We start from the raw sequence: 26314 nt of genomic DNA, 5'->3' as shown, positions 1-26314 counted from the left end.
ATCTCCTTAATAGTCGATAGGGTCGCGGATGATCGGGCAGGTCATGCAGTGGCCGCCGCCACGGCCTCGGCCGAGTTCACCGGCGCTGATGGTGATCACTTCCACACCGGCCTTGCGCAGCAGGGTGTTGGTGTAGGTATTGCGGTCGTAGCCAATCACCACGCCCGGTTCCACGGCCACCACGTTGTTGCCGTCATCCCATTGCTCGCGTTCGGCGGCGAAGCTGTTGCCGCCGGTCTCGACCACGCGCAGGGCCTTGAGGTTGAGCGCTGCGGCCACGGTTTCGAGGAAGTTGGTTTTCTCGCGCTGAATGTCGATGCCGTGGGGCTTGCTCTCGTCAGGACGCAGGGTGAAAGGCACGATCTGGTTGACCACTTCGGGGAAGACGGTGACCAGGTCGCGGTCGCAGAAGCTGAACACGGTGTCCAGGTGCATCGCGGCGCGGGATTTGGGCAGGCCGGCCACGATGACGCGCTCCACGGCTTTGTTCTGGAACAGGTTGCGCGCCAGTTGGCCAATGGCCTGGTGGGACGAACGCTCACCCATGCCGATCAACACCACGCCGTTGCCAATCGGCATCACGTCGCCGCCTTCCAGCGTCGCGGCGCCATGTTCCTGATCGGGGTCGCCGTACCAGATCTGGAAGTCCGCGTTGGTGAACTCAGGGTGGAATTTATAGATGGCGCTGGTCAGCAGGGTTTCCTGGCGGCGCGCCGGCCAGTACATCGGGTTGAGCGTCACGCCGCCGTAGATCCAGCAAGTGGTGTCGCGGGTGAACTGGGTGTTGGGCAGTGGCGGCAAGATGAAACTGGCATGGCCGAGAAAATCGCGGAACATCTCGATGGTCTTGCCACCGAAGCTGCTCGGCAGGTCGTCGGCCGATACGCCGCCAATCAGGTACTCGCTGATTTTGCGCGGCTCCAGGCTGCGCAGCCACGAACCGACTTCATCGACCAGGCCCAGGCCTACGGTGTTGGCGGTGATCTTGCGTTCCAGAATCCAGTCCAGCGCTTCGGGGTTGGCGACGATGTCGGTGAGCAGGTTGTGCATTTCCAGCACATCAATGTCCCGCTCGCGCATCTTGGTCACGAAGTCGAAGTGGTCGCGCTTGGCCTGGGCCACCCACAGCACGTCATCGAACAGCAGCTCGTCGCAGTTGTTGGGGGTCAGCCGCTGGTGGGCCAAACCTGGGGAGCACACCATGACTTTGCGCAGTTTGCCGGCTTCGGAATGTACGCCGTACTTCACTTTTTCCGTGGTCATTACAGATCCTCCAGTGAACAACAATTACAGGGTCAGGAAGCCGTCGTAGAGCCCATAGGCCGCCACCAGGGCGCCAATGACCACTGCGGCGAAAATCAGCTTCTCGACGGGGGTGAAAATCGGTTTGCCCAGTTCACGCTTGGCTTTGGCGAACAGGATCGCGCCAGGGGCATAGAGCAGGGCGGAGAGCAGCAGGTATTTGGTGCCGCCGGCGTAGAGCAGCCAGATCGCATAGATCAGGGCGATAGCGCCGATGAACAGGTCCTTTCTGCGCTCTTTGAGGGCGTTCTCGTAGGTCTCGCCGCGCACCGCCAGCAGCAGGGCGTAGGCCGCCGACCACAGGTAAGGCACCAGGATCATCGAGGTGGCGAGGTAGATCAGTGACAGGTAGGTGCTGGCGGAAAACAGCGTGATCACCAGGAATATCTGCACCATTGCGTTGGTCAGCCACAGGGCGTTGACCGGCACATGGTTGGCGTTTTCCTTGCGCAGGAACTCCGGCATGGTGTGGTCCTTGGCGGCGGCGAACATGATCTCCGCACACAGCAGCACCCAGGACAGCAGCGCGCCGAGCAGGGAGATGATCAAGCCCACGCTGATCAGCACCGCGCCCCAGTGGCCCACCACATGCTCCAGCACGGCGGCCATCGACGGGTTTTGCAGTTTGGCCAGTTCCGGCTGGGTCATGATCCCCAGGGACAGCACGTTCACCAGCATCAGGAACAGCAGCACAGTGATAAAGCCGATCACGGTGGCCTTGCCCACGTCACTGCGTTTCTCGGCACGGGACGAGAAGATGCTCGCGCCTTCGATGCCGATAAACACCCACACGGTGACCAGCATCATGTTGCGCACCTGGTTCATCACACTGCCCAGGTCCGGGTTTTTCACGCCCCAGATGTCAGCGGTGAAGATGTCCAGCTTGAACGCGAACAGGGCGATGAGCACGAACAGCAGCAGCGGCACCACCTTGGCGACGGTGGTCACCAGGTTGATGAACGCCGCTTCCTTGATCCCGCGCAGCACCAGGAAATGCACGGCCCATAACAGCACTGACGCAGCGATCACTGCCGTCGGGGTATTGCCCTCGCCAAAGACCGGGAAGAAATAGCCCAAGGTGCTGAACAGCAACACGAAGTAGCCGACGTTGCCCAGCCAGGCGCTGATCCAGTAGCCCCAGGCGGATGAAAAGCCCATGTAGTCGCCGAAACCGGCCTTGGCGTAGGCGTAGACCCCGCCGTCGAGGTCAGGCTTGCGGTTGGCGAGGGTCTGGAACACGAAGGCGAGGGTCAACATACCGATGGCGGTAATCACCCAGCCGATCAACACCGCACCGACATCGGCGCTGGCGGCCATGTTTTGTGGCAATGAAAAGATACCGCCGCCAATCATCGAGCCGACGACAAGTGCGACCAGGGCGCCTAGTCGAAGTTTTCCGGGAGTTTCAGACATTGCATGACTCCAATGCAGGAGAAGAGAGACCACAGAATAATTCCGTGCGCTAATCAAACAGCTGACTCAGATCACTTCATTGGCACATTCCATTGTGAATTAACGACTTAGGGTGAGGTTTTTGCGGACGAACAAGTCCCGCAAAGGCGCTTGATAGAGCGCTCTTTGCTTTGTGGTTAATCATTTGGTCGAGGGCATGGGTGTTGACGCTAGTTCGTATTTGCGAATGTGCAAATTTTTTGTACGTTGTTTGACTATCGCTTCATAATTGACGTATTTAAATTCTAAATAAGCCTAAACTTCCTACCTTTACATATCCTTATGTTATGACAACGTCATTAATCTGAATTACTTGTGTGCGCAGTTGTCGCCCAACCGTTTATTTCGAGGAAGCTGCATGACCCAACCCGCCCAGAAACTCCGGCTCAGTGCCCTGATCGCCCTGGTGGTGGGCTCGATGATTGGCGGCGGCATCTTTTCATTGCCGCAGAACATGGCCGCCCGTGCCGAAGTGGGCGCCATATTGATCGGCTGGGCGATCACCGCCATCGGCATGCTGACCCTGGCCTTTGTGTTCCAGACGTTGGCGAACCGTAAGCCAGAACTGGACTCCGGGGTGTATGCCTACGCCAAGGCGGGTTTTGGCGACTACATGGGCTTTTCATCCGCCTGGGGTTACTGGATCAGTGCGTGGATGGGCAATGTCGGTTATTTCGTCTTGCTATTCAGCACCCTCGGCTACTTTTTTCCGGCGTTCGGCCAGGGCAATACGCCGCTTGCCATCGGCTGCGCGTCGCTGTTGCTGTGGGCCGTACATTTTCTGGTGATGCGCGGGATCAAAGAGGCAGCGTTCATCAATCAGGTGACGACGGTGGCGAAGATCGTGCCGCTGCTGATGTTTATCGTGATCGCCGCCGTTGCATTCAAGGCGGATATTTTCACCCGCGATATCTGGGGAATGGGTAACCCGCAGATGGGCAGCGTGGTCGAGCAGGTGCGCCACATGATGCTGGTCACGGTGTTTGTATTTATCGGGATCGAAGGCGCCAGTGTGTATTCGGCGCGGGCGCAGAAACGCTCGGACGTGGGGCGCGCCACGGTGATTGGTTTCGTGGGCGTGCTGGCCTTGCTGGTGCTGGTGAATGTGTTGTCCCTGGGCATCATGAGCCAGCCGGAGCTGGCGCAATTGCAGAACCCGTCCCTGGCCGGTGTGTTGGAGCATGTCGTCGGGCCTTGGGGCGCGGTATTGATCAGTATCGGCCTGGCGGTTTCGCTGCTCGGCGCGTTGCTCTCCTGGGCGCTGCTGTGCGCGGAAATCCTCTATGCCACCGCCCAGGACAAGACCATGCCGGCGTTCCTGAAGAAGGAAAACGCCAATCAGGTGCCGGTCAATGCCTTATGGCTGACCAACGTGATGATCCAGGCATTCCTGGTGATCACGCTGTTTTCCGCCAGCACCTACACCACCCTGATCTACCTGGCGTCCTCGATGATCCTGGTGCCTTATTTGTGGTCGGCGGCCTATGCGGTGCTGTTGAGCGCGCGCGGCGAAACCTATGCAGGCTGGCAGCGCCGGCGCATGAAAGATCTGCTGGTGGGGCTGGTTGCCCTCGGCTACGCGATTTGGCTGCTGTATGCGGGGGGCTTGAAGTATTTGCTGCTGTCGGCGTTGCTGTACGCCCCGGGTGTGATCCTGTTTGCCCTGGCCAAGCGCGAGCAGGGCCTACCCTTGTTTACCGCCGTGGAAAAAGGCATTTTCAGCGGCGTGATCGCGGGCGCCGGGTTAGCCGCGTATGGGCTGTATAGCGGGGTATTGTCACTGTGAGATTGGCGTATCAACCGCCCTACGACTGGGCGGCGATGCTGGGGTTCCTATCGGCGCGGGCGATTACCGGGTTGGAAACCGTGGTCGCCGGCGTATATCGGCGCAGTATCAGTGTGGCGGGCCGACATGGCTGGGTCAGCGTCGAACCGGGCGTGGGGGATTGGCTGGAGGTGACGGTCGACTTTCCCGAGCCTGCAGCGATGCCTGAGATCGAGCGGCGCTTGCGCAGGATGTTTGATATGGATGCGGTGCCTGAGGTGATCAACGCGCAATTGTCGCAAGATCCCCTGATGGCGCAACTGGCTGCGGCCCGCCCTGGCCTGCGGTTGCCAGGCACCTGGGACGGGTTGGAACTGGCGATTCGTGCAGTGCTGGGCCAGCAGATAACCGTGGTGGCGGCGATTCGCCTGGCGAGCAAGCTGGTGGCTCAGTATGGCCTGGCGCTGGCATCCCCGCACGCCGGTATCACCCACCTGTTCCCGACACCAGAAGTGCTGGCGGCGGCAGACCTGGCCACCCTGGGCATGCCCAAGGCGCGGGGTCGTACGTTGTCCGGTGTGGCCCAGGCGCTGTTGGATGATCCTCAGCTTTTCGAACCCAAGGCCAGCCTCCAGGACGGCGTTGCACGGCTGGTTGCGTTGCCGGGGATTGGAGAGTGGACCGCGCAGTACATCGCCATGCGCCAGTTGCGCGAGGTGGATGCATTTGCGTCGGGGGATATCGGGCTGATCAATGCTTTGGCAGCCTTGGAAGGTGGGCCGGTGTCGGCGCGGCAGTTATTGGCGCGGGCCGAGGCGTGGCGGCCGTTGAGGGCGTATGCGGCGCAGCATTTGTGGACGTCGTTGAACCGCAAAGATTAGCGGCGCCTGTCAGGCCCTCTTCGCGAGCAAGCCCGCTCCCACATGTTTATCGCATTTCAAAGAATGTACTCGGTCAAGTGTGGGAGCGGGCTTGCTCGCGAAAGCGGACGAGAAGTCACCACTGTGGCCGATGCGAGCCCAGTTCCACCGCCGGCAAATCCCACTGCAACGGCGTGCCACTGATGCTCAGCGGCGCCAGTAGCCGGTGGGCCTGGCCCCAGGCTGTCTGCTCCACCACCAGGCCTTGGTCATTGATATCTTCCTCGCGCAATGCCGCTTGCTGTGGCACTTGCCCGGCCGCCACCAGCAACTTCGCCGTGCGCGCCAACGACAAGCGCGCCGAACCGCCGCGTCCGGAGTCCAGGCGCTCGGCCAAAGCCCGGATCGCGCTGGCGGCCATCAAATAGCCGGTGGCGTGATCCAGCGCCTGCACCGGTAGCGGCAGCGGTTTATCCGTCTGTTTCCAGGCCATGCCGGCCTCGGCAATCCCGCTGCTCATCTGCACCAGGCTGTCAAAGCCACGCCGATTACGCCATGGGCCGCTCCAGCCGTAGGCGTTGAGGCTGACGTCGATCAGGCCGGGGGCGATGTGCTGACGTTCGCCAAGGGTATAACCCAGTTGCTCCAGGGCATCGGCGCGGTAACCGTGGAACAGAATGTCGGCGTCCTTGAGCAACGTTTCAAACACCTGCCGGTCGTCGTGGCGCTTTAGATCAAGGCGGGCGCAGCGTTTACCCAGGGTCATTTCCGGGACGACGCCAGGTTCGTTCCAGGTGGGCGAGTCGATGCGCAGTACGTCGGCGCCTAAGCCTGCGAGGAAACGACTGGCCACCGGGCCGGCCAGCACCCGGGTCAAATCCAGCACCTTGATGCCGGCCAGTGGGCGAGCGGCTGAGCCTAGCCAGGGTTTGTCGATGCCGGGTTCGAAGACCTGGCGCTGGATCAACGCTTCGGCGTTTACCGCCAAGCCTTGGGGATGCTGCTGCCAGGCTTGCCAGCTACGCATTTGCGCGGCACAACCGCCCGCATCGACAACCGCCTGTTCCAGTTCGGCGGCTTTCCAGGTCGCGACTCTACTCGCCATGGCGGCGCGATCAGCGGCAGGCCCCAATACCCGCTCGGCCGCCGCACGATGATGGGGCGCGTTGGTGTGCAGGCGGATCCAGCCATCGACGCTGGCGTAATCACCCGCTACCGGGCCCCACAAAGGCGGCACTTGCCACCCCACGGGGCGAATCGACGAAGAGAACCACAACGAGGCCAGGCGCCGATCCACGCTGACGCTGGGCAGACGCCCGGTTTGTTGCTCAATCAACTGGGCGATAGCCTGGCCCGCGGCGCCGATGCTGGCGGCCGCCAGGTCAGTCACGGCAAAGGTCGAGGGCAAGGCACCGGCCTGGGTCTGGGGCAGTGGGGCGTGCGGTAACGCGAGTGCGGCTTGGATGGGAGTCAGCAGGTCAGTCATCAAAGGCCCTCCGTAAGAGAAGGGCCACTATAGAAGATCATCCCACTGGTGTGGCAACCCCAGGGATCAAGGGCAGTTCGATGCTGGCGATAAAGCCGCCATCGGGATGGTTGGCCAGGATCAGGTTGCCGCCATGGCGCTCGGCGGCGCGACGGGCGATGGCCAGGCCCAGGCCATGACCTTGGGCGGTCTGGCCCGGCGCCCGATAGAACGGCTCGCCCAATTGGCTCAGGTGCTCGGCTTCAACGCCGGGGCCGTGGTCGCGTACGCTGATCAGAATGCGCCCGCCTTGATGCTGGGCCTGCAATTCAATCGGTTCGCCCACCGGGTTGAAGCGCTGGGCATTGCGCAGCAGGTTGTCCACGGCGCGTTCGATCATGGTCGGCCAGCCTTTAAGCTGCAAATCATTGGCAGTCGTCAGTTGCACCACTTGCTCGGGGGCACTGAGTTGGGCGTCCTTTTGCAGGGTTTTAAGCAACGGGGTGAGGTCGATGTCTTCGGCGCTGGCGTTGTCGGCGTCGACCCGTGCCAACACCAGGATCTCGCTGATCAAGGCTTCCAGGCGATCGCATTCGCGGGTCAGGCGCGGCCAGAGTTTTTCCCGCTCTTCGGGGCTGGCGCGTTCGGCCAGGGCCAGGGCGATACGCAAGCGCGCCAACGGCGAGCGCAGTTCGTGGGAGACGTCGCGCAGCAACTGGCGCTGGCTGCCGATCAGGCTTTGCAGGCGCGCGCCCATGCGGTTGAAGTCGTTAGCCAAGACACCGAATTCGTCGCGCCGGTTGGCCAGTTGCGCCAGGCTGTTTTGTTGATAGGTGGTTTGCCCCAGATCATGCACCGCGCCGCGCAAACGACTGAGCGGGCGAGTAATGGACAACGTCACCAGAAGGCTGAACAGGGTCAGCACCACCAGGGTAATCGCCAGGGCACTGAGCGGCCACAGCAGGCTGCTGCGGTGCCAGGCCTCCAGCTCCGGGTGGGGAATGCGGTAGATCAGCAGGTAGGTGTCGCCGGTTTTGTCGCTGGTGTACTCGGCGGTCAGGCGTCGCCACGGCAGGTGGCCGTCCTGGCTGTCGTTCTGCCGGGCTTCGAAGGCGGCGGCGCGGCGCGGGAAGGTGCCCCGCACCACCGGCTCGCCACTCTCGTTCAGCACTTGCACATCAATGTGGTACTGGCGTTTGCGCTGTTGCAGCAAGTCCTGGGCGGCGTCTTCGCCCTGGGCTTCATAGAGTTGCGTCCACTCTTGGGCCAGGTTGTTGAGGCCAGGGTGGCGGCTCAGAATCCAGGCGTCCTGGTTGAGCATATGCCCAAGCAAAATCGACAACCCGCCTACCAGGGCGATGGCCAGCCAGAAACTCGCCAGGATACGCCAGAACAATGAACGCACAGGAAACCCTCAAACAGGAAAAGCCCAGCGGCGCGAACCACTGGGCTGGGGTGAAGCTAGGCCATTATTGCGCTTTTTGCGCTTGCTGGGCTTTCCAGGCCTGGAACTCTTTCCATTCGGCGCGGCGCTCGGCTTGCTTCTTGACGATCTCGTCGTACTTCTTCTGTTGGTCGGGCTTGAGCACGGCGCGGATATCGGCCTGGGTTTTCTGCTTGCCGGCGGCGATTTCGTCCTGCATCGCCTTCTGGTCAGCGGCCGGCAGTTTGTCCAGGTACTTTTGGGTCAGGTCTTTGCGAGCGTGCCATTGCTCACCCATCAGCTTGCGGATCTGCTCACGCTGTTCCTTGCTCAAGTCCAACTGGCTGAACGGGCCACCTTTACCACGCGGACCGTGTTCACCGTGGCCTGGGCCACCCATCATGTGGCCTTCGTGGCCGCCCATCGGGCCCGGGCCTTCAGGCATGGCCATGGCGACGGTAGGCAGTGCAGCGGCGAGCATCAAAGCGATAAGGGTCTTGCGCATGGTGATTCTCCTGTCTCTATTCCGGTGAGTCCGGATGTGAGTAGGTTACGCAGCGCAAGGTCAGCGGCGGTCAGGGGAGGGTAAAGCTTCGGTAAAGACAGGTTTGACAGGAGCTGACAAAACCCTTGAAGGTGATGAAATCAATGGTGGGAGCTGGCTTGCCTGCGATAGCGGTGGGCCAGTTAGCATAACGGTGGCCTGACACACCGCTATCGCAGGCAAGCCAGCTCCCACAGGGTTAAGCGGGATGTTTAGAGGCTGTAGTAGTAGCCACGACTACGCAGCGCCACGATGCGTGGCCGGCCATCCGGGTGTGGGCCGATCTTCTTGCGCAGGTTGCTGACGTGCATGTCCAGGCTGCGATCGTAGAGGGTCAACTTGCGGCCCAGGGCGATCTGCGCCAGTTCCTGTTTGTCCAGGGGCTCGCCGGGTTGACGCAGCAAGGCTTCAAGCAGGCGGCTTTCGGAGACGGTCAGGGTGAATTCCTGCTCATCAATGCTGACCACCCCGCGCACCGGGCTGAAGCACAAGTCGCCCAGTTCCAGCTGGGTCGATACCGCGGCCGGGTGGCTGCGGCGTAACACGGCGCGCAGGCGCGCCGTCAGTTCGCGCGGATCGCAAGGCTTGGCCAGGTAGTCGTCGGCGCCCAGTTCCAGGCCGAGGATGCGGTCCAGAGGCTCGCCCCGCGCCGAGAGCATCAGCACCGGCAACTCCGGGTGGTCGTTGCGCAGTTGCTTGAGCAACTCCAGGCCGCTGCCGTCGGGCAGCATCACATCGAGCACCACCGCCGCCGGGGCGGCTTCGGCCAAGGCTTTGCGGGCGCTCAGGCCGTTGTGGCAGGCGCGCACCTGGAAGCCTTCCTGGCTCAACCAACTGGTCAGCAGCTCACAGAGCTCCTGGTCATCATCTATCAGTAACAGCTCGCTCATGACTCACTCGATTTAGCCATTGTCGACGGCGACGACCCCACCGGTGACGCCGTGAGCCATTAGGAGTGCGCCGAAACGATTAGGTTCGACGCAGCCGGGTTCAAGGCAGGACTTGCTTGAACGGCTTGATCACCACATCGGCATAGACGCCTGCTGCAACGTAAGGGTCTGCCTTGGCCCAGGCCTCGGCGTCGGCCAGGGACGCAAACTCGGCTACGATCAGGCTGCCGGTGAAGCCGGCGTCGCCCGGGTCATTGCTGTCGACCGCCGGGTGCGGGCCGGCCAGTACGATGCGGCCTTCGGCTTGCAGCTGTTTAAGGCGCTCGACGTGGGCCGGGCGTACGCTCAAGCGTTTTTCCAGGGAGTTGGCAATATCGGTGGCAATGATGGCGTAGAGCATGTCAGTCCTCGGTTTTCGGCGTGGTAGACGCGGTGTCATGCAAGTGGCGCGACAGGTAGATGCCCTGGCCGATCAGGAACAATACGGTCATGCCCAGGCTGCCGAACACTTTGAAGTCGACCCAGTAGTCCTGGAACGTGAAGGCCACGAACAGGTTGGCGGCACCGCAGAACAGGAAAAACACGATCCAGGCCACGTTCAGGCGCACCCACACCGGCTCCGGCAAGGTCAGCGCATGGCCCATGATTCGCTTGATCAGCAGGCGGTCACCAATGAAGTGGCTGCCGATGAACACCAGAGCGAACAGCCAGTTCACCACCGGGGCTTTCCATTTAAGGAAGGTTTCGCTGTGGAAGGCCAGGGTCAGGCCACCGAATACCAGGCAGGCGATAAGGGTCAGCCATTGGCTTTTTTCCAACTTGCGCTGGGAGATGAAAATGGCGCCGTACACTACGATGGAGCTGATGATCAGTACGGCAGTGGCACTGTAGATGCCTCCGAACGATAGCTCGTGGCCGGCGATTTCGATGACCCTGGGGTCGAGTTTGGTAACGATGAAAAACAGCAACAGCGGGATGAAGTCGATGAATTGTTTCACAGTAAGAGCCAGAAGCTGGATGTGACGGCATAATAACAAACATCCTTGGTTGCGATAGCGCCAGCTGACTTGAGGTTACACACTCCCGTGAATGTTGATTTGCACTGCCACAGCACGGCCTCCGACGGCGCCCTGGCGCCCGCGGTATTGGTTGCGCGTGCGTTTGAAAAAGGCGTGCGAGTTTTGGCATTGACCGACCACGACACCCTCGAAGGCCTCGATGAAGCCCGCCAGGCCGCGCATTCCCTGGGCATGCAGCTGGTCAACGGCGTGGAATTGTCCTGCACCTGGGGCGGCGCCACCATCCATGTGCTGGGCTACGGTTTTGATCAAAAGGCCCCGCCCTTGGTGGCGGCGATTGCCCAATTGCACGATGGCCGCTGGCTGCGGTCCGAAGAAATAAGCCGCAAACTGAGCCTTAGAGGTATGCCTGGCGCCCTCGACGGCGCCCGCGCCATCCAGCAAGAGCTGGGCGACAGCGGCAACGCACCGGCCCGTCCGCATTTTGCCGACTGGATGGTGCGCGAAGGCTATGTCAAGGATCGCGCCGAGGCCTTTCGCAAATGGCTGGGCGCCGGCAAGTTGGGCGATGTGAAGCTGCATTGGCCGACCCTGGAAGACACCGTCCAGACCCTGCGGGCCTCCGGGGCCTGGGTCAGCCTGGCGCATCCCTGGCATTACGATTTCACCCGCAGCAAGCGCCGCAAGCTGATCAGCGACTATATTGGTGCGGGTGGCCACGCCATCGAGGTGGTCAACGGGCATCAACCGGCAGAACAGGTCGGCAGCCTGGCGATCCTTGCCCGCGAATTTGGTCTGCTGGTCAGTGCCGGCAGTGATTTTCATGGCCCAGGCGGCTGGTCCGAGATTGGCGAGTATCGTCAGGTCCCGGAAGATCTGCCGCTGTTGTGGGGGCGATTCAAGCATGACCCCATTATTGCCACCGTCTGAACAGGTAGAGCACGTGAGTCAATTCTTCCAGATTCATCCGGAAAACCCTCAGGCGCGCCTGATCAAGCAGGCCGTAGAGATCATCCGCGCCGGTGGCGTGGTGATCTACCCGACTGATTCGTCCTACGCCATTGGCTGCCAGATCGGCGACAAGGGCGCGGTCGAGCGGGTAAGACGCTTGCGCCAGCTGGACGACAAGCACAACTTTGCGCTGATCTGCAGCGACTTGTCCCAGCTCGGCCTGTTCGCCAAGGTCGACACCGGTACCTTCCGCCTGCTCAAGGCCCACACGCCGGGGCCTTACACGTTCATTCTCAACGCCACTCGCGAAGTGCCGCGCCTGTTATTGCACCCGAAAAAACGCACCATCGGCCTGCGCGTGCCGGAACACCCGATTGCCCTGGCGCTGCTGGCCGAGTTGGGCGAACCGCTGATGAGCGTGTCGTTGATCCTGCCCGGCGAAACCGAGCCGTTGTACGACCCTTACGAAATGCGCCGTTTGCTGGAAAAGCACGTCGACCTGATCATCGACGGCGGCTACGGCGGCAACAAGGCCTCCACGGTGATCAACCTGGCCGATGGCGAACCAGAAGTGGTGCGTGTGGGTTGTGGCGACCCGGCTCCGTTCATGGTCGAGGCCTGAATGTCAGCCGTGGAAGCCGCTGATCCCCAGGCTGGCGCCCAGCAAGAACTGCCGTTTGCCATGGTGTATGGCCAGGCGGTCATGGAAATGCCCCTGGACCTGTACATCCCGCCGGACGCCCTGGAGGTGTTCCTTGAAGCCTTCGAAGGCCCCCTGGACTTGCTGCTTTACCTGATCCGCAAGCAGAACATCAACATCCTCGACATTCCGGTGGCAGAAATCACCCGCCAGTACATGGGCTATGTCGAACTGATGCAGTCGGTGCGCCTGGAATTGGCCGCCGAGTACCTGGTGATGGCCGCCATGCTCGCCGAGATCAAGTCGCGCATGCTGTTGCCGCGCTCGGAGACGGTAGAAGCCGAAGAGGATGACCCGCGCGCCGAGCTGATCCGCCGCCTGCAGGAGTACGAACGCTTCAAGGCTGCCGCCGAAGGCATCGACGGTCTGAGCCGTGTGGGCCGTGATGTGGTGGTGCCCAAGCTCGACGCTCCCGAGGCGCGCGCGCGCAAGTTGCTGCCGGACGTGAGTCTGGAAGAATTGCTGATGTCCATGGCCGAAGTACTGCGCCGTGGCGATATGTTCGAGAGCCACCAGGTCAGCCGTGAAGCGCTGTCCACCCGCGAGCGCATGAGCGATGTGCTGGAACGTCTCAAGGGCGGTGGGTTTGTGCCCTTTGTCGAGTTGTTCACCGCCGAAGAGGGCCGACTGGGCGTGGTGGTGACCTTTATGGCGATCCTTGAGCTGGTCAAGGAATCCTTGGTCGAGCTGGTGCAGAATGAGCCTTTTGCGGCTATCCACGTGCGGGCGCGAGCCGAATAACGAGCTGAATCGATGAATCTGACTGAACCCCGCGAACTGGCCCCTTTGCTGGAGGCCTTTCTCCTGGCCTCGGGCAAACCGCAATCTTTGGAGCGCCTGTTCGAACTCTTTGAAGAAGCCGAACGCCCGGAGCCGCCGGTGTTCAAGAAAGCCTTGGAGATCCTGCGCAAGTCCTGTGAGGGCCGTGCCTTTGAGTTGCGCGAAGTGGCGTCGGGTTATCGCCTGCAGATCCGTGAGAAGTTTTCACCGTGGGTCGGGCGTTTGTGGGAAGAGCGCCCGCAGCGCTACTCGAGGGCGATGCTGGAGACCATGGCGCTGATCGCCTATCGCCAGCCCATCACTCGGGGCGAGATCGAAGACGTGCGTGGTGTGGCGGTCAACAGCCATATCGTCAAGACCCTGCTGGAGCGCGAGTGGATTCGCATCGTTGGCTACCGTGACGTGCCCGGCAAACCGGCGATGTTCGCCACCACCAAGGTGTTCCTCGATCATTTCAACCTGAAGAACCTCGACGACCTGCCGCCGCTGGCCGAACTGCGCGAAATGGAGGCCGAGCCAGTGCTCGATTTCGACGACGCGCCGGTGCCGCAAAGCCTGCAGGAACTGGCCGATGCCAGCGCCGAGCCGGAGGAGCCCAAGGACGAAACCAGTTTCCATACGTTGTTGCTGGAGCTGGACGACATGGAGCAGGGGATCAAGACCGACTTCGACGATTTGCTGCGTGATGGTGCGGCGGAGCCAGAAACCCAGGTGAACGTTGAATCCGAGCCTGAGGTCGAAGCCCAAGACGATGTGCTTGGCGTGGCCCAGGCCCGGGAAAAGCTCCTGGCCGCCGTCGCCGCCCTCGAACAGCCGCCCCTGAGTGACGAAGAAGACGAAGCCCGGGCGCTTGCTGAAGCCATCGAAAACGAACGCCGCCAGTTCGAAGACTGACGCGATATATCCAAACACTGCAATACCCCATGTGGGAGCGGGCTTGCTCGCGAATGCGGTGCTTCAGTCAATGCATCTGCAAGCTGATACACCGCATTCGCGAGCAAGCCCGCTCCCACATTTGATCTGCGTCGCTAGGGGAAGTGTATGAGTTCGACCAAAGATCCATGCGTCAGCATTTGCAAGTTCGCCGACGACATCTGCGTCGGCTGTGGCCGCAGCAAGCGTGAAATCCGTGCCTGGAAGAAACTCGACAAAACCGACAAGCGCACCGTTCTGGCCGAAGCCCAGCTGCGTTTGCTGGCCCTGGGCGCCACCGGTCGGCGGAAAAGCAAATGACTTGGGCGTTATCGGCTAGTCTGTGATGCGCAACACGCGCCATGCGCGTATGATTCGCGACCCCTTGCCGACCTATTCGGCCTAGGCCCCGCTTTCAATACCCCTCAGGCCATGCCTGAATCGACCCACCGGGAGGTGCTTACGATGAATGACCAAGACCAGAAAGACCAGGAAATCGGCCCAGCAGGCGAAAAGCTGCAAAAAGTGCTGGCGCGTATCGGCGTGGGCTCGCGCCGCGACGTCGAAGCCTGGATCACCCAGAAGCGCATCAAGGTCAACGGCGTCGAGGCTACCCTCGGCCAGCGCGTCGACCTGCACGATGCAATCACCATTGATGGCAAGGTCATCAAGCGTGAAGAGGCCGCCGAATCGGTGCGCCGCGTGATCATGTACAACAAGCCCGACGGCGAGATCTGCACCCGTGACGACCCGGAAGGCCGTCCGACCGTGTTCGACAAGATGCCCAAGCCTAAAGAAGGCCGCTGGATCAACATCGGCCGCCTGGACATCAACACCACCGGCTTGCTGATGTTCACCACTGACGGTGAGTTGGCCAACCGCCTGATGCACCCGTCCTACGAGATGGACCGTGAATACGCCGTGCGTGTACGTGGTGAAGTCGATGACGAGATGATCGAACGCCTCAAGGCGGGCGTGGTGCTTGAAGACGGCCCGGCCAAGTTCACCGACATCAAGCAGGCGCCGGGTGGCGAAGGTTTCAACCACTGGTACCACTGCGTGGTGATGGAAGGCCGTAACCGTGAAGTGCGTCGCCTGTGGGAGTCCCAGGGCCTGGTGGTCAGCCGCCTCAAGCGCGTGCGTTTCGGTCCGGTGTTCCTGAACTCCGACCTGCCGATGGGCCGCTGGCGCGAAATGAGCCAGTACGAGGTCGATATCCTCAGCGCCGAAGTGGGCCTGACGCCGGTTGCCATGCCGCAGATGAACGCCAAGAGCAAAGACAAGCTTGAGCGTATGCAGCGCAAATCGTCGCGCCCAGTGCCACGTACCGAACGTGTTGCCCGCACCCTGCGCCCTGCGCTGGATGCACCGGCCACCGGCGGTCGTATCTCGCGTCAGCCGCACATTGAAGGTGAACGCCGCCCCACCACGCCATCGCGTCAGGAAGGCGAGCGTGCGCCACGTACGCCGCGTCCTGCTCCGGCGGGTGGTCGTAGCAACCGTGGTGAAGCGGATCGCCCGGCCGACAACGCCAGCACCAAGCGTCCAGCCAAGCCAGCGGCGAACAAGCGCCCTGGCCCGAAACTGGTCGCGGATGAGCCATCGGGCAAGCGCCGTGGCGCACCGGCCGGTTCCGGCCAGCGTCCTGGTTTTGGTCGCAAGAAGCCGCAGTGATGCGTTAAGCGCTGCATAAAAACGCCAACCCTAGGGTTGGCGTTTTTTTTTGCGATCTACATTTGAAATGCAATCAACTGTGGGAGCCGGGCTTGCCCGCGATAGCGGTGGGTCAGTGAGTAAAAAGGTGACTGACGCACCGCTATGGCAGGCAAGCCAGCTCCCACCGGGATCTCTACACGTCTATGATTTTTTAAAAGGCAAAGGCGCCATCAAACACCGGCTTGTCATCCAGCGCCAGCACCCCACTGGCAAAGATCAGGTCCAGGTGATGACTGCCTTTCTGCCCGCCACCCAAGCCCAGGTGCAACCCGCAGTGACGCTCTTCAAACCCGGCATTGCGCGCATACAGGTCCTTGACCCCTTCATTGGTGCCAATCCCCAACTCCTCCACACGACGGTTGGACGGGTTGGCATTCAGGTACTTGTTGAAGTCATCTGCCAGCCCCGGCACTTCGCTGGCCACGCTGCAAACGGTGGAGTTCTCGATCCATAGCTCCAGTGGCAATTGCAGCACGCCGTATTTGCGTGCAAAGGGGATGGTACTGAGGAAGGTGCCGACAAACCTCACCTGGCCGTTGATGGCTTCGCTGTGGGTGGCGATTTCGCCGGGCGCCAGGTCGTGGTTGCCGACGCCGTTGATATTGGTCCACTTCTTGATGCTGCTCATCGGCGCTTCCAGGCGCGAACCGTGTTTGTCGGTAAAGCTCAGCACGTTGGCCTGGGCCATGCGCCGGATCAGTGTGGCGTTGAGGTCGGCGATGCGTTGGGGCTCGACGCTGAAGGTGTCGTAGAAATAGTCGCCGTAATCCTTGAACAGCAGGGATTTTTTCCAGTGCTCGGCCATCACGCCTTGCAGGGCACGGATAAAGTCCGGACCTTCGGCGCGCGGGTTGGGCAGCGTGGAGGAATCATAGAGAAACAGGTACAGGTCGCAGCTTTGAATGGCCTGGGACAGGGTGTCGCTGGGGGCCAGGTCCAGGCGTTGCAGTTGAAAGTTGAAGCGGGCGGCGCTGCCGTGGGTGATCGCCTGGGCGATGGCGTCATAGCGCTCGGTATGGCCCAGCAACACGGTGGGGCGGTTCAGGCCGTTGAGGGCGGGGTGGTGTGCCAGGTAGTAGAGAAAATGTTCGACGGCGCGGGCCTTGTCCATGACGGGTGTCCTTCTGTGCCTTGGGTAAGGGGGGCAGGCGCCGTGCACAGCGCCTGCCGGATGCCTGCCGGGTATTAGAAAGGCCACATCGCGGTGCCAAAAGGCACAACGGCATCGGCTTGCATCATTTCAACGGCGGCCTCATGGGTCGGCGCTTCAAACCAATCGTCGAGTTGCAGTTCGGTTTCCAGGTCGTTTTCCAGTGCTTGCATGGTGTATCTCCTAGAGGACGTTGATTGAGAACGGCTCACCCACGGGCTTCGCGGGCAAGTGCAAAGAACCTAGAAGAGAGTGTTTCGAAATGCAAAAAATTTATTGACACGGTTTCATTTGGATTTTTTCTTCTGTTTTTTGGCGGATTTTTTTATTCAGGCAAAACAGTGAATTGGCTGAAGCGATTCTTCAGGCATTGCCTACCGACAGAATTCCGTTGAGGGCTGCCAAAGTCTGGCTGTAACGCAGATTTTCCGGGGTGTAACGATAAATTTACGCAACTGCCCTGGCTTTGTTGGAGGGCGCGCCGATGTAAGCATTAGCTGACAGAATCGCCCGTGCGCTTTCCCGGTGCGTGCCGAAGCTGTCGAGCGGTGTACAATGCGCCGCGTTTTACTGTGACCCCCCTTGCGTATCCGCGCAAAAGGCCAAGACCTCAGGGTTTGATCCCCCTGATCACTCCGCCTGGCCACGAGCCGGACGGGTTCGATTTCGTCACAGATAAAAACAAACAGGTGACGCATGACCATTAGAAAAACGCTGTACTCCTGGTGCCTGCGCTGGGGTTTGAGCGGCGCTGCTTGAGTCGGTAATTCAAGGCAGCAACCTGCATTCAACTCTTCAAACCTTGCGTGAGACCCTTTTCATGAGTGGACCCCATTCTTCTTCAGGCGAGCTGAAACGCGGCCTGAAAAACCGGCATATCCAGTTGATCGCCCTCGGTGGCGCCATCGGCACCGGCCTGTTCCTGGGCTCGGCCGGGGTGCTCAAATCCGCCGGCCCTTCGATGATCCTGGGCTATGCCATCTGCGGCTTTATCGCCTTCATGATCATGCGCCAGCTTGGCGAAATGATTGTCGAGGAGCCGGTCGCCGGCTCCTTCAGCCACTTTGCCCACAAGTACTGGGGCGGTTTCGCCGGCTTCCTCTCGGGCTGGAACTGCTGGATTCTGTACATTCTGGTGGGTATGTCGGAGTTGACGGCCGTCGGCAAGTACGTGCACTACTGGTGGCCGGAGATCCCGACCTGGGTCTCTGCTGCGGCGTTTTTCGTGCTGATCAACGCGATTAACCTGGCCAACGTCAAAGTCTTCGGTGAAGCCGAGTTCTGGTTCGCCATCATCAAGGTGGTGGCGATCGTCGGCATGATTGCCCTGGGCAGCTACCTGCTGGTCAGCGGCAGCGGCGGCCCGCAAGCCTCGGTCAGCAACCTGTGGGAGCATGGTGGTTTCTTCCCCCATGGCGTCGGCGGTTTGGTGATGGCCATGGCGATCATCATGTTCTCCTTCGGCGGCTTGGAAATGCTCGGTTTTACCGCCGCTGAAGCCGATCAACCACGCACCGTGATCCCCAAGGCGATCAATCAGGTGATCTACCGCATCCTGATTTTCTACATCGGTGCCCTGGTGGTGCTGCTGTCGCTCACCCCGTGGGACAGCCTGCTGGCGACCCTCAACGCCTCCGGCGATGCCTACAGCGGCAGCCCGTTCGTGCAGGTGTTCTCGATGCTGGGCAGTAACACCGCCGCGCATATCCTCAACTTTGTGGTGCTGACGGCCGCGCTGTCGGTGTACAACAGCGGCACCTACTGCAACAGTCGCATGCTCTTGGGCATGGCCGAGCAGGGCGACGCGCCCAAGGCCCTGGCGAAAATCGACAAGCGCGGCGTGCCGGTGCGTTCGATCCTGGCCTCGGCGGCGATCACTCTGGTGGCGGTGCTGATGAACTACCTGATGCCCCATGACGCGCTGGAACTGCTGATGTCGCTGGTGGTGGCCACGTTGGTGATCAACTGGGCGATGATCAGCTTCTCCCACTTCAAGTTCCGCCAGCACATGAACCGCATTGGCCAGGTGCCGCTGTTCAAGGCGTTGTGGTACCCGTATGGCAACATCATCTGCGTGGCCTTTGTGGTGTTTATTCTGGGCACCATGCTGATGATTCCGGGCATTGACCGCTCGGTGTACGCGATCCCGGTGTGGGTGGCGTTCATGGGCGTTTGTTACTGGGTCAAGAACAAGCGGGCGCAGCAGTCCATGGATATGGCGGTCCCCGCGGTGAAGTAAGCGTCAATGTTGTTAAGCAGACCCGGCCTTGTGCCGGGTTTGTTGTTTGAGGGGATGGCCAAGGTGCATTCGCGTATCCTAGGGCTTCTTCCGGAGGACCGTGTTACATGCTGGTGATTTCCAACAACGTACAGCTGCCCGATGCCGAGATTGAGCTGACCGCCATTCGCGCCCAGGGTGCCGGTGGGCAGAACGTCAATAAAGTGTCGAGTGCGGTGCACCTGCGGTTTGATATTCCGGCGTCTTCGTTGCCGGAGTTCTACAAGGAACGCTTGCTGGCACTGCGTGACAGCCGGATCACCAGCGAAGGCGTGCTGGTGCTCAAGGCCCAGCAATATCGCACCCAGGAGCAGAACCGCGCCGATGCGCTGGAGCGCCTGGTGGAGTTGATCCAGAGCGCCACCAAGGTCGAGAAAAAACGCCGTCCGACCAAGCCTACCCTGGGCTCGAAGAAACGCCGCCTGGAGTCCAAGACCAAGCGCGGCAGCATCAAGGCCGGGCGCGGCAAGGTCGACTTCTAGGCGTCGCGTGTTTCGCGGGCCTTGGGCGCCTGGCGGTACAGGTAGACGCTCAGCAGCAAACCGGCGAAAGCGGCGAGGGCGGCGAACAGGAAGATCGAGGCAAAGCCAAACCCGGCCGCCACGGCGCCCGCCAGCGGCCCGGTGATGCCCAGGGACAAGTCGATAAACAGCGAATAGGCGCCCACCGCCGAGCCACGGCTGGAGGCCGGCACCAGGTTGACGGCCTCCACTCCCAACGCCGGGAACACCAGGGAAAAACCGAAACCGCTCAACGCCGCACCCGCCAACGCCAGTTGGGCATCCGGCGCCAGCCACAGCAACAGCAGGCCCAGTACTTCCACCGACAGGCAGGCGATTGCGACGCGAAAACCACCAATGCGGTTGATCAAATTGCCAAACAGCAAGCGCGCGCCGATAAAACTGGCACCGAACAGGCTCAAGGCCCACACCGCGTTATCCCAGTGCTGGGTGCTGTAATACAACGTGATAAAGGTGGCGATGGTGCCAAAGCCGATAGAGCCCAATGCCAGCGCGCAACCATGGGGGAGCACGCGGCCCAGTACATTCATGAACGGCAAACGGATGCCGGGCACAATCGGCGCGGCTTGTTTTTTCCAGGCCAACACCACACCCAGTACGGCCAACAGAATGATGCTGACGCCCATGCTCCACAGCCCCAACTGGCTGACCAGCAGCACCCCCAACGGCGCGCCGACCGCCAGCGCGCCGTAGCTGGCGATGCCGTTCCAGGAAATAACCTTGGCCGTGTTCGCGGCGCCGACACGGCCAATGCCCCAGCCAATCGCCCCCGAACCCACCAGGCTTTCAGCGCTGCCCAGCACTAGCCGACCGACCAGCAGGCAGCCGAGGCTCAGAGCCGGCAGGCTGGAAAACCACGCCGCAAACAACATGAACACGCCACTCAAGCCGCAGCCCACCAGGCCGATCACCACGGCGCGCTTGCTGCCCAGGTTGTCGATGATCTTGCCGGCATAGGGGCGGCTCAGCAGGGTTGCCAGGTATTGCACGCTGATCACCAGCCCGGCAATGACGGCGCCATAGCCCAGCTGGCTATGGACATAGCCCGGCAATACGGCCAGGGGGATGCCGATATTCAAATAGCCGATAAAGGTAAACAGCACGATGGAAACAACTTGCAGCGTGACCGCCATGGGGCGCTGGGTATCTGGCATGGGAGAGATCCACTGTCGCAGCAGGTAAAGATAGGCTGCTAATGATACCGGCGCGCAGGCCGGGCAGGGCGGCAAAAATGTAAAACGTCAGCTCTAAAGCCGATCAAGCTTGGGTGGGGGCCAGCAATTGAGTGGTCACCAGGGCAGCCAAAGCGTTTTCCTGGGTGCCAAAGCGCTTGAGCAGTGCTGCTTGCTTGTCGGCACTGAGGCGGTTCCAGACTTCGACCATCTGCAAGGCAGCGTCGAGTACAGCGGCGTCCGGCGTGTCGGAAGGGGAGGTGGTCATAGTGAAGGTCTCGGATGATTCAGGCAGTGTGGAAAGCGCTCAAAGGCGCGCTTTCCACACGGTCTGGTACGGCGTCAGTCCCGGCTTTCGCGCTCGACTGGTTTTGCTTCTTTGGCCTCAGGCTGCTTGTCGCTGGCCTGCTGCGGTGTTGGCTGCTCAGTTGGGTGCAGGCTTGGGAAGGGGAGATTAGGTATCTCGTGCATCGTGGTCGCTCCTCGCAAGGTCTGTTTTTTCAATCGCAGGTGATTCCGCGCTCTCAAAAAGCCTTGGCAGGATACAGCACCGTAAATGACAAAAAGACTTTTATCTCGACTGTCTCGCCCATTTTTCTCTTAAAACACTGTAGGAGCGAGCTTGCTCGCGAAAAGCGTCAACGATAACGCAGTGCGTCAGGTAGCCAGCGGTGTCTGTGGGGGCTTCGCGAGCAAGCTCGCTCCTACAAGGGATTTAGAACGGCACCTTGCCCAGAATCATGTCGCGGTACATCACAAAATCTCCCAGCAAGCTGTAGAACGGGTGCTGAAAGGTGGCGGGGCGGTTCTTTTCAAAAAAGAAGTGGCCAATCCAGGCAAAGCTGTAGCCCGCGAGCGGCAAGGCCAGCAGCAGGACCCATGAACCTCTGCCGATGGCGTACGCGAGAATGCCGATCACCAGGGTGGTGCCGATAAAGTGCAGGCGTCGGCAGGTGCTGTTGCCATGCTCGGCCAAGTAGTACGGGTAGAACTCGGCAAAACTGTTGTATTTCTTGATGTTTTCCACGGTCACCGGCCCTCTGGTTGTTGTGCCGCCAACGGGTGTGCGGCGGGGAGCTTATTTGAGTCTAGAGTGATCAGTGGTAACAGCCAGTGACAATAGATGCCACTTTAGTATCCTTGGCTTCCTGGCTGCCGTTTGAGCCTGCTTTCAACAAGAAGACGCCATGAGCGAACGAACAACTTCTGCAAGCTGGGCGATGGGCATCGTCAAGGCGCTGGAAATGGATGGCCTGGATTGCCGTGCCTTGTTCAAGCAACTGGGCCTGGATTATGCGGCCCTCAGTGATCCCGATGCGCGCTTCCCGCAAGACGCCATGACCCGCCTGTGGCAACGCGCGGTAGAGGTGTCGGGTAACCCGGCGATTGGCCTGAACATGGGCAAGGTGGTGCGCCCGGCCTCGTTTCACGTTGCCGGTTATGCGTTGATGTCCAGCAACACCCTGGCCGAAGGCTTTATGCGATTGGTGCGCTACCAGCGCATCATCGCCGAAAGCGCTGATTTGAGTTTTCGACTGTTACCTGAAGGCTATGCGTTGATTCTGACGGTGCATGGCGATCACCTGCCGCCCACCCGTCAAAGCGCCGAAGCCTCGCTGGCCAGCGCCCTGGCCCTGTGTGGCTGGCTCACCGGGCGCACCCTGCAGCCCCGCAAAGTGCTGCTGCAAGGCGAGCAGCCAGCGGACCTGGCGCCCTACCAACAGGCCTTTCATGCGCCTTTGCAATTCAATGCACCCTATGACGCGCTGATTTTCGAGCAGGCTGACATGGAGGCGCCGCTGCCCACGGCCAACGAAGCCATGGCGCTGTTGCATGATCGCTTTGCCGGTGAATACCTGGCACGTTTTTCCGAAAGCCGGGTGACCCATAAGGCGCGTCAGGTGCTGTGCCGCCTGTTGCCTCAGGGCGAGCCCAAGCGCGAAGCGGTGGCCCAGACGCTGCACCTGTCCCAGCGCACCTTGCAGCGGCGTTTGCAGGAGGAGGGCACCAGTTTCCAGGCCTTGCTTGATGACACCCGGCGCGAACTGGCCGAGCAGTACCTGGCACAACCCAATATGACCTTGCTGGAAATCGCCTACCTGCTGGGGTTTGCCGACCCGAGCAACTTTTTCCGCGCGTTTCGCCGCTGGTTCGATGCCACGCCCGGCGAATACCGGGCGCGCTTGCAGCAAATGTCGTCGGTCAGTGACGCCAGAACGCCGGAATGCACAACACAAACACGGTGATGATCTCCAGGCGCCCCAGCAACATGCCCAGGGACAGGATCCACTTGGCGGCATCCGGCAGGGTGGCGAAGTTGCCGGCCGGGCCGATGGTTTCGCCCAGGCCGGGGCCCACGCCGGAAACGGTACTGGCGGCGCCGGTCAATGCGGTCATCCAGTCCACGCCCAGCAGTGACAGCGCCAGGGCGATCATGCAGATGGTGATGGCGAAGAAAAACGAAAAAGTCAGAATCGAGCGCACGATCTCCTCATCGAGGCGATGGCCGTTGTACTTCTGCTTGATCACCGCGCGGGGATGGATCAACTGGTTCAAGTTGGCCTTGAGCAGGATGTAGGCCACCTGGAAACGGAAGATCTTGATACCGCCTGCGGTGGAGCCTGAGCAGCCGCCGATAAAGCCCAGGTAGAAGAACAGCATCAGTGAGAAGTTGCCCCACAAGCTGTAGTCCCCCAGTGCAAAGCCGGTGGTGGTCACCACAGACGTCACGTTCAGCGCCACATGGCGCAAGGCATCGAGCCAATGCAGGTTGGTGGTCCACCAGTACCAGGTGCCGAGTACCAGCCAGGTCACCAGCAACAGGCCGAGCAAGCCTTGCACCTGCTGGTCCTTGATCAGCGCCCGACGGTTGCCGCGCAAGGTGGCCACGTACAGGGCGAACGGCAAGCTGCCAAGGATCATTACCACCACCGCGACCCAGTGCACCGCCGGTTGTTTCCAATGGGCCAGGGACTCGTCCGAGGTGGAAAACCCACCGGTGGAGATCGCCGACATTGCATGGTTGATCGCATCGAACACGCCCATCCCGGCCCACCAGAAGGCCAGGCTGCCGAAGATGGTGATGCCCACATAGGCGGCCACGATCAAGCGCGCCACCATGTGTGAGCGAGGCATGACCTTTTCAGAGCGGTCCGAGGATTCGGTCTGGAACAGGCGCATGCCACCAATGCGCAGCAGCGGGAGGATCGCCACCGCCATGCCGATAAAGCCGATACCGCCAAGCCAGTGCAGCAACGAACGCCACATCAAAATGCCCGGCGACATGCTGTCCAGGCCGCTCAACACGGTGGAGCCGGTGGCGGTGATGCCGGACATGCTTTCAAAGAACGAGTCGGTGTAGCTGATGTGCTGGGTCAGCAAAAAGGGCAGGGCGGCGAAGATGCACACCACCACCCAACTGCTGACCGTCAGCAGGTACATGTCCCTGGGGCGCAGGTGCACGTGCTCGGGGCGGCCAGGAATGACCAACGCCAACCCGGCGATAAAGGTGATCAGGCTGGCCCACAGGAACGAGGGCAGGTCGCTGGTGCGTTCGAAGATCACCAGGGTCGCCATCGGGATTACCATGGCGACCGCAAGGGTGATCAGGAAGATGCCGATGATGAAACCGATGATGCGCAGGGTCGGCAACGCCATGAAGTTCGCTCGGGTGATTGGGCAGAGGCGCCATTCTACCCGCGGTGCAGGTCTTGTAAACCGAGGGCTGCGGGTTGATGGAGAACCCCTGTGGGAGCTGGCCTGCCAGCCGGCGTATATTCACCTGACGCCCCGCAATCCAATGTGGGAGCTGGCTTGCCTGCGATGGCGGTGTGTCAGTTACAGATTAGTCGACTGAACCACCGCCATCGCAGGCAAGCCAGCGCCTACAGGGATAGACGCGGCAGTTATTGCGCGCATGAAAAAGGCGACCCGCAGGTCGCCTCTTTTAACTGTGCTTGATCAGAACTCGTGATCAGCGCTGTCCGGGTTCAGGTCACTGATACCCAGCTTGCCAGCAGCGGCTTCGATCGAACCGGTCTGCTTGACCAGGGCGGCAATCGAGTCACGCACGATCTGGTTGCCCTTTTCATTGTCAGCGGCGATCAACTGGTCGTAGTGCTCGCCGTTGTTGGCGTGGTCAACCATCACCTGGATCTTCGCTTCGGTGGCTGCCAGGTCAGCCTTGAGGGCTGCGTCGGCTGCCGGGTCGACCTTGGCCACCAGAGACGACAGGCTGGCGCCGGTCAGCTTGGTGCCGTCAACACGGGTGTATTCGCCCAGGTAGACGTTACGGATGCCCTTGGCGTCGTAGAAATGCGAGTAATGGGTGTTGTCGCTGAAGCAGTCCTGCTCGTCTTCCGGCGAGTTGGCTTCCAGGGACACTTTCATGCGCTCCCCGGCGAGTTCGCCCAGGGACAGGCTGCCCATGCCGAACAGCATTTTACGCAAACCGTCGGTGCCCGGTTCCGACTCCAGGGTGGCGCGGTAGTTGTCTTCGACGTTGGGCTTCCAGTTGTCGACCATTTCCTGCAGGTCGCTGACCAGCAGTTGGGTGACAGCACGCAGGTAAGTGCGGCGACGCTCGTTGTGACCGCCGGTTGCACCGTCACCGGTCATGTAGTCCGACGCCGGGCGGTTGCCCGCGCCTGGGCCGGTGCCGTTAAGGTCCTGGCCCCACAGCAGGAATTCGATGGCGTGGTAGCCGGTGGCGACGTTCGCTTCGGAACCGCCCAGCTCATTGAGGCTGGCGAGTTTTTCCGGGGTGATCTCCTTGACGTCGACCTTGTCTTCGCCCACCTGAATCTCGTTGTTGGCGATGATATTGGCGTTGGCACCTGGGTTGCCCAGCGCGTGCTCGTAGGACTTGTCGACGTAGTCGATCAGGCCTTCATCCAGGGGCCAGGCGTTCACTTGGCCTTCCCAGTCATCGATGATGGTGTTGCCGAAGCGGAATACTTCGCTCTGCAGGTAGGGTACGCGTGCGGCGATCCAGGCGGTACGGGCCGCTTTCAGGGTTTCGTCGTTCGGGTTGGCGAGGAAAGTATCGATTGCGGTCTGCAGGGTTTTTGCGGTGGATTCGGCATCGCTGTACACCGCAAACACCATGTCTGCGTAGTGCGCGACCACGGCCTTGGCGGCTGCTTCGTCGACCTGGCCTGCCGGGGCAGCCGCCGGTGCGGTAGTGCTGGCGGCAGCGGGTGCCTGGGGCGCGGCGGCCTTGTCTTTACCTTCGCCGCAACCGGCGAGAGAAATGGCAATGGCCAGCAGACTGGCGGTGGCCAGGGGCATACGAATCATGGCGAACATCCTGCTTCGGTTGTTGAAAGGGCGCGCGGGGAGCGCAAACGCTGCGACATAATGCGAAAGATTTGCATTTTGTGTAAAGGCTTATACGCGGGAAATATTGAGTATCG

At 61.0% G+C, this 26314-nt stretch carries 26 protein-coding genes; 11 read left to right on the top strand and 15 right to left on the bottom strand.

What is annotated here, in order from left to right; all coding sequences use genetic code 11:
• Positions 1-6: 6 nt before the first annotated feature.
• Together arcA and arcD (BMH52_RS27905) are read right to left on the bottom strand one after the other, a co-directional pair.
• Positions 7-1263: an arginine deiminase gene (gene arcA / locus BMH52_RS27910; RefSeq protein ID WP_014719694.1), complete on the bottom strand. Its 1257-nt coding sequence runs from the start codon at positions 1261-1263 to the stop codon at positions 7-9.
• A 24-nt stretch (positions 1264-1287) separates the two neighbouring features.
• Positions 1288-2715 (bottom strand): arginine-ornithine antiporter, encoded by a 1428-nt coding sequence (gene arcD / locus BMH52_RS27905; protein WP_014719693.1) that lies wholly within the window; start codon positions 2713-2715, stop codon positions 1288-1290.
• Between the two features lie 397 nt (positions 2716-3112).
• On the opposite strand from arcD (BMH52_RS27905), the gene arcD (BMH52_RS27900) reads away from it, so the two are divergent.
• Together arcD (BMH52_RS27900) and BMH52_RS27895 are read left to right on the top strand one after the other, a co-directional pair.
• Positions 3113-4540: an arginine-ornithine antiporter gene (gene arcD, locus BMH52_RS27900; protein WP_014719692.1), complete on the top strand. Its 1428-nt coding sequence runs from the start codon at positions 3113-3115 to the stop codon at positions 4538-4540.
• Positions 4537-5400 carry a DNA-3-methyladenine glycosylase gene (locus BMH52_RS27895; protein ID WP_073845683.1) on the top strand — a complete coding sequence of 288 codons (864 nt, stop codon included), beginning with the start codon at positions 4537-4539 and terminating at the stop codon, positions 5398-5400. Before arcD (BMH52_RS27900) ends, BMH52_RS27895 begins: the two co-directional genes overlap by 4 nt.
• Before the next feature lie 115 nt (positions 5401-5515).
• Here BMH52_RS27895 and BMH52_RS27890 read toward each other — a convergent pair whose 3' ends face one another.
• From BMH52_RS27890 to BMH52_RS27865, 6 genes are all read right to left on the bottom strand, one after another.
• Positions 5516-6865, bottom strand: coding sequence for a CoA transferase (locus tag BMH52_RS27890; RefSeq protein ID WP_073845681.1), 1350 nt, complete (start codon positions 6863-6865; stop codon positions 5516-5518).
• A gap of 37 nt (positions 6866-6902) precedes the next feature.
• Positions 6903-8249 carry a HAMP domain-containing sensor histidine kinase gene (locus tag BMH52_RS27885; RefSeq protein WP_014719689.1) on the bottom strand — a complete coding sequence of 449 codons (1347 nt, stop codon included), beginning with the start codon at positions 8247-8249 and terminating at the stop codon, positions 6903-6905.
• A gap of 64 nt (positions 8250-8313) precedes the next feature.
• Complete coding sequence (locus BMH52_RS27880; RefSeq protein ID WP_014719688.1) at positions 8314-8772, bottom strand: LTXXQ domain protein; 459 nt, start codon at positions 8770-8772, stop codon at positions 8314-8316.
• 251 nt (positions 8773-9023) lie between these two features.
• On the bottom strand, positions 9024-9701 hold the full coding sequence (locus BMH52_RS27875; RefSeq protein WP_014719687.1) for a response regulator transcription factor: 678 nt from the start codon (positions 9699-9701) through the stop codon (positions 9024-9026).
• 100 nt (positions 9702-9801) lie between these two features.
• Positions 9802-10101 carry a YciI family protein gene (locus BMH52_RS27870; RefSeq protein WP_014719686.1) on the bottom strand — a complete coding sequence of 100 codons (300 nt, stop codon included), beginning with the start codon at positions 10099-10101 and terminating at the stop codon, positions 9802-9804.
• Between the two features lies 1 nt (position 10102).
• Positions 10103-10699: a septation protein A gene (locus tag BMH52_RS27865; protein WP_014719685.1), complete on the bottom strand. Its 597-nt coding sequence runs from the start codon at positions 10697-10699 to the stop codon at positions 10103-10105.
• A gap of 87 nt (positions 10700-10786) precedes the next feature.
• Here BMH52_RS27865 and BMH52_RS27860 point away from each other — a divergent pair, with 87 nt between their 5' ends.
• The 6 genes from BMH52_RS27860 to rluB all read left to right on the top strand — a co-directional run bounded on the left by BMH52_RS27860 (position 10787) and on the right by rluB (position 15737).
• Positions 10787-11650, top strand: a complete 864-nt coding sequence (locus BMH52_RS27860; RefSeq protein ID WP_073845679.1) for a PHP domain-containing protein — start codon at positions 10787-10789, stop codon at positions 11648-11650.
• A gap of 13 nt (positions 11651-11663) precedes the next feature.
• Positions 11664-12293 carry an L-threonylcarbamoyladenylate synthase gene (locus BMH52_RS27855; RefSeq protein WP_003193796.1) on the top strand — a complete coding sequence of 210 codons (630 nt, stop codon included), beginning with the start codon at positions 11664-11666 and terminating at the stop codon, positions 12291-12293.
• Positions 12294-12413: 120 nt separating this feature from the next.
• Positions 12414-13112 carry a ScpA family protein gene (locus tag BMH52_RS27850; protein ID WP_164365898.1) on the top strand — a complete coding sequence of 233 codons (699 nt, stop codon included), beginning with the start codon at positions 12414-12416 and terminating at the stop codon, positions 13110-13112.
• A 12-nt stretch (positions 13113-13124) separates the two neighbouring features.
• Entirely contained in the window at positions 13125-14045 is a 921-nt protein-coding gene (gene scpB, locus BMH52_RS27845; RefSeq protein WP_072435161.1) for an SMC-Scp complex subunit ScpB, read from the top strand.
• A 147-nt stretch (positions 14046-14192) separates the two neighbouring features.
• A complete protein-coding gene (locus tag BMH52_RS27840) occupies positions 14193-14384 on the top strand; it encodes a DUF1289 domain-containing protein (protein ID WP_072435162.1) in 192 nt (63 codons plus the stop codon).
• Positions 14385-14528: 144 nt separating this feature from the next.
• On the top strand, positions 14529-15737 hold the full coding sequence (gene rluB, locus BMH52_RS27835) for a 23S rRNA pseudouridine(2605) synthase RluB (protein ID WP_014719681.1): 1209 nt from the start codon (positions 14529-14531) through the stop codon (positions 15735-15737).
• Between the two features lie 193 nt (positions 15738-15930).
• Here rluB and BMH52_RS27830 read toward each other — a convergent pair whose 3' ends face one another.
• Together BMH52_RS27830 and BMH52_RS29370 are read right to left on the bottom strand one after the other, a co-directional pair.
• On the bottom strand, positions 15931-16890 hold the full coding sequence (locus BMH52_RS27830; protein ID WP_014719680.1) for a hypothetical protein: 960 nt from the start codon (positions 16888-16890) through the stop codon (positions 15931-15933).
• Between the two features lie 74 nt (positions 16891-16964).
• Positions 16965-17102 (bottom strand): hypothetical protein, encoded by a 138-nt coding sequence (locus BMH52_RS29370; protein WP_003175756.1) that lies wholly within the window; start codon positions 17100-17102, stop codon positions 16965-16967.
• 647 nt (positions 17103-17749) lie between these two features.
• On the opposite strand from BMH52_RS29370, the gene BMH52_RS27825 reads away from it, so the two are divergent.
• On the top strand, positions 17750-19168 hold the full coding sequence (locus tag BMH52_RS27825; RefSeq protein WP_014719679.1) for an amino acid permease: 1419 nt from the start codon (positions 17750-17752) through the stop codon (positions 19166-19168).
• A gap of 107 nt (positions 19169-19275) precedes the next feature.
• Positions 19276-19689 (top strand): alternative ribosome rescue aminoacyl-tRNA hydrolase ArfB, encoded by a 414-nt coding sequence (gene arfB / locus BMH52_RS27820; protein ID WP_003193787.1) that lies wholly within the window; start codon positions 19276-19278, stop codon positions 19687-19689.
• Here arfB and BMH52_RS27815 read toward each other — a convergent pair.
• The 3 genes from BMH52_RS27815 to BMH52_RS27805 all read right to left on the bottom strand — a co-directional run bounded on the left by BMH52_RS27815 (position 19686) and on the right by BMH52_RS27805 (position 21927).
• On the bottom strand, positions 19686-20882 hold the full coding sequence (locus BMH52_RS27815) for an MFS transporter (protein ID WP_014719678.1): 1197 nt from the start codon (positions 20880-20882) through the stop codon (positions 19686-19688). The genes arfB and BMH52_RS27815 overlap by 4 nt on opposite strands.
• Before the next feature lie 103 nt (positions 20883-20985).
• Positions 20986-21168 (bottom strand): hypothetical protein, encoded by a 183-nt coding sequence (locus tag BMH52_RS27810; RefSeq protein WP_014719677.1) that lies wholly within the window; start codon positions 21166-21168, stop codon positions 20986-20988.
• 447 nt (positions 21169-21615) lie between these two features.
• Entirely contained in the window at positions 21616-21927 is a 312-nt protein-coding gene (locus BMH52_RS27805) for a DUF962 domain-containing protein (RefSeq protein ID WP_014719676.1), read from the bottom strand.
• Positions 21928-22087: 160 nt separating this feature from the next.
• Between BMH52_RS27805 and BMH52_RS27800 the strand changes: the two genes are divergently transcribed.
• The gene (locus BMH52_RS27800) at positions 22088-23146 is read left to right on the top strand and encodes an AraC family transcriptional regulator (RefSeq protein ID WP_073845677.1); all 1059 of its coding nucleotides are present in this window, start codon (positions 22088-22090) and stop codon (positions 23144-23146) included.
• Here BMH52_RS27800 and BMH52_RS27795 read toward each other — a convergent pair.
• Together BMH52_RS27795 and BMH52_RS27790 are read right to left on the bottom strand one after the other, a co-directional pair.
• Positions 23103-24557 (bottom strand): TrkH family potassium uptake protein, encoded by a 1455-nt coding sequence (locus tag BMH52_RS27795; RefSeq protein ID WP_003193780.1) that lies wholly within the window; start codon positions 24555-24557, stop codon positions 23103-23105. The two genes, BMH52_RS27800 and BMH52_RS27795, sit on opposite strands and share 44 nt — an antisense overlap.
• A gap of 303 nt (positions 24558-24860) precedes the next feature.
• A complete protein-coding gene (locus BMH52_RS27790) occupies positions 24861-26198 on the bottom strand; it encodes an imelysin family protein (RefSeq protein WP_014719674.1) in 1338 nt (445 codons plus the stop codon).
• Positions 26199-26314 lie beyond the last annotated feature (116 nt).

The organism is Pseudomonas sp. BTN1 (assembly GCF_001907715.1).
Classification (GTDB): Bacteria; Pseudomonadota; Gammaproteobacteria; order Pseudomonadales; family Pseudomonadaceae; genus Aquipseudomonas; species Aquipseudomonas paracarnis.
The sequence above is the reverse complement of the archived record's forward strand: the minus strand, read 5'-3'. Positions and strand labels throughout refer to the sequence as shown.

Excerpts from the sequence above, each read along its gene's own strand:
- BMH52_RS27815 (WP_014719678.1), bottom strand. The coding sequence starts at position 20,882 with ATGCCAGATACCCAGCGCCCCATGGCGGTCACGCTGCAAGTTGTTTCC.
- arcA (WP_014719694.1), bottom strand. The coding sequence starts at position 1,263 with ATGACCACGGAAAAAGTGAAGTACGGCGTACATTCCGAAGCCGGCAAA.
- BMH52_RS27825 (WP_014719679.1), top strand. The coding sequence starts at position 17,750 with ATGAGTGGACCCCATTCTTCTTCAGGCGAGCTGAAACGCGGCCTGAAA.
- scpB (WP_072435161.1), top strand. The coding sequence starts at position 13,125 with ATGAATCTGACTGAACCCCGCGAACTGGCCCCTTTGCTGGAGGCCTTT.
- BMH52_RS27800 (WP_073845677.1), top strand. The coding sequence starts at position 22,088 with ATGAGCGAACGAACAACTTCTGCAAGCTGGGCGATGGGCATCGTCAAG.
- BMH52_RS27830 (WP_014719680.1), bottom strand. The coding sequence starts at position 16,890 with ATGGACAAGGCCCGCGCCGTCGAACATTTTCTCTACTACCTGGCACAC.
- BMH52_RS27795 (WP_003193780.1), bottom strand. The coding sequence starts at position 24,557 with ATGGCGTTGCCGACCCTGCGCATCATCGGTTTCATCATCGGCATCTTC.
- rluB (WP_014719681.1), top strand. The coding sequence starts at position 14,529 with ATGAATGACCAAGACCAGAAAGACCAGGAAATCGGCCCAGCAGGCGAA.
- BMH52_RS27890 (WP_073845681.1), bottom strand. The coding sequence starts at position 6,865 with ATGACTGACCTGCTGACTCCCATCCAAGCCGCACTCGCGTTACCGCAC.
- BMH52_RS27875 (WP_014719687.1), bottom strand. The coding sequence starts at position 9,701 with ATGAGCGAGCTGTTACTGATAGATGATGACCAGGAGCTCTGTGAGCTG.
- arfB (WP_003193787.1), top strand. The coding sequence starts at position 19,276 with ATGCTGGTGATTTCCAACAACGTACAGCTGCCCGATGCCGAGATTGAG.
- BMH52_RS27840 (WP_072435162.1), top strand. The coding sequence starts at position 14,193 with ATGAGTTCGACCAAAGATCCATGCGTCAGCATTTGCAAGTTCGCCGAC.
- arcD (WP_014719692.1), top strand. The coding sequence starts at position 3,113 with ATGACCCAACCCGCCCAGAAACTCCGGCTCAGTGCCCTGATCGCCCTG.
- BMH52_RS27790 (WP_014719674.1), bottom strand. The coding sequence starts at position 26,198 with ATGATTCGTATGCCCCTGGCCACCGCCAGTCTGCTGGCCATTGCCATT.
- BMH52_RS27880 (WP_014719688.1), bottom strand. The coding sequence starts at position 8,772 with ATGCGCAAGACCCTTATCGCTTTGATGCTCGCCGCTGCACTGCCTACC.
- BMH52_RS27810 (WP_014719677.1), bottom strand. The coding sequence starts at position 21,168 with ATGACCACCTCCCCTTCCGACACGCCGGACGCCGCTGTACTCGACGCT.
- arcD (WP_014719693.1), bottom strand. The coding sequence starts at position 2,715 with ATGTCTGAAACTCCCGGAAAACTTCGACTAGGCGCCCTGGTCGCACTT.
- BMH52_RS29370 (WP_003175756.1), bottom strand. The coding sequence starts at position 17,102 with ATGCAAGCACTGGAAAACGACCTGGAAACCGAACTGCAACTCGACGAT.
- BMH52_RS27870 (WP_014719686.1), bottom strand. The coding sequence starts at position 10,101 with ATGCTCTACGCCATCATTGCCACCGATATTGCCAACTCCCTGGAAAAA.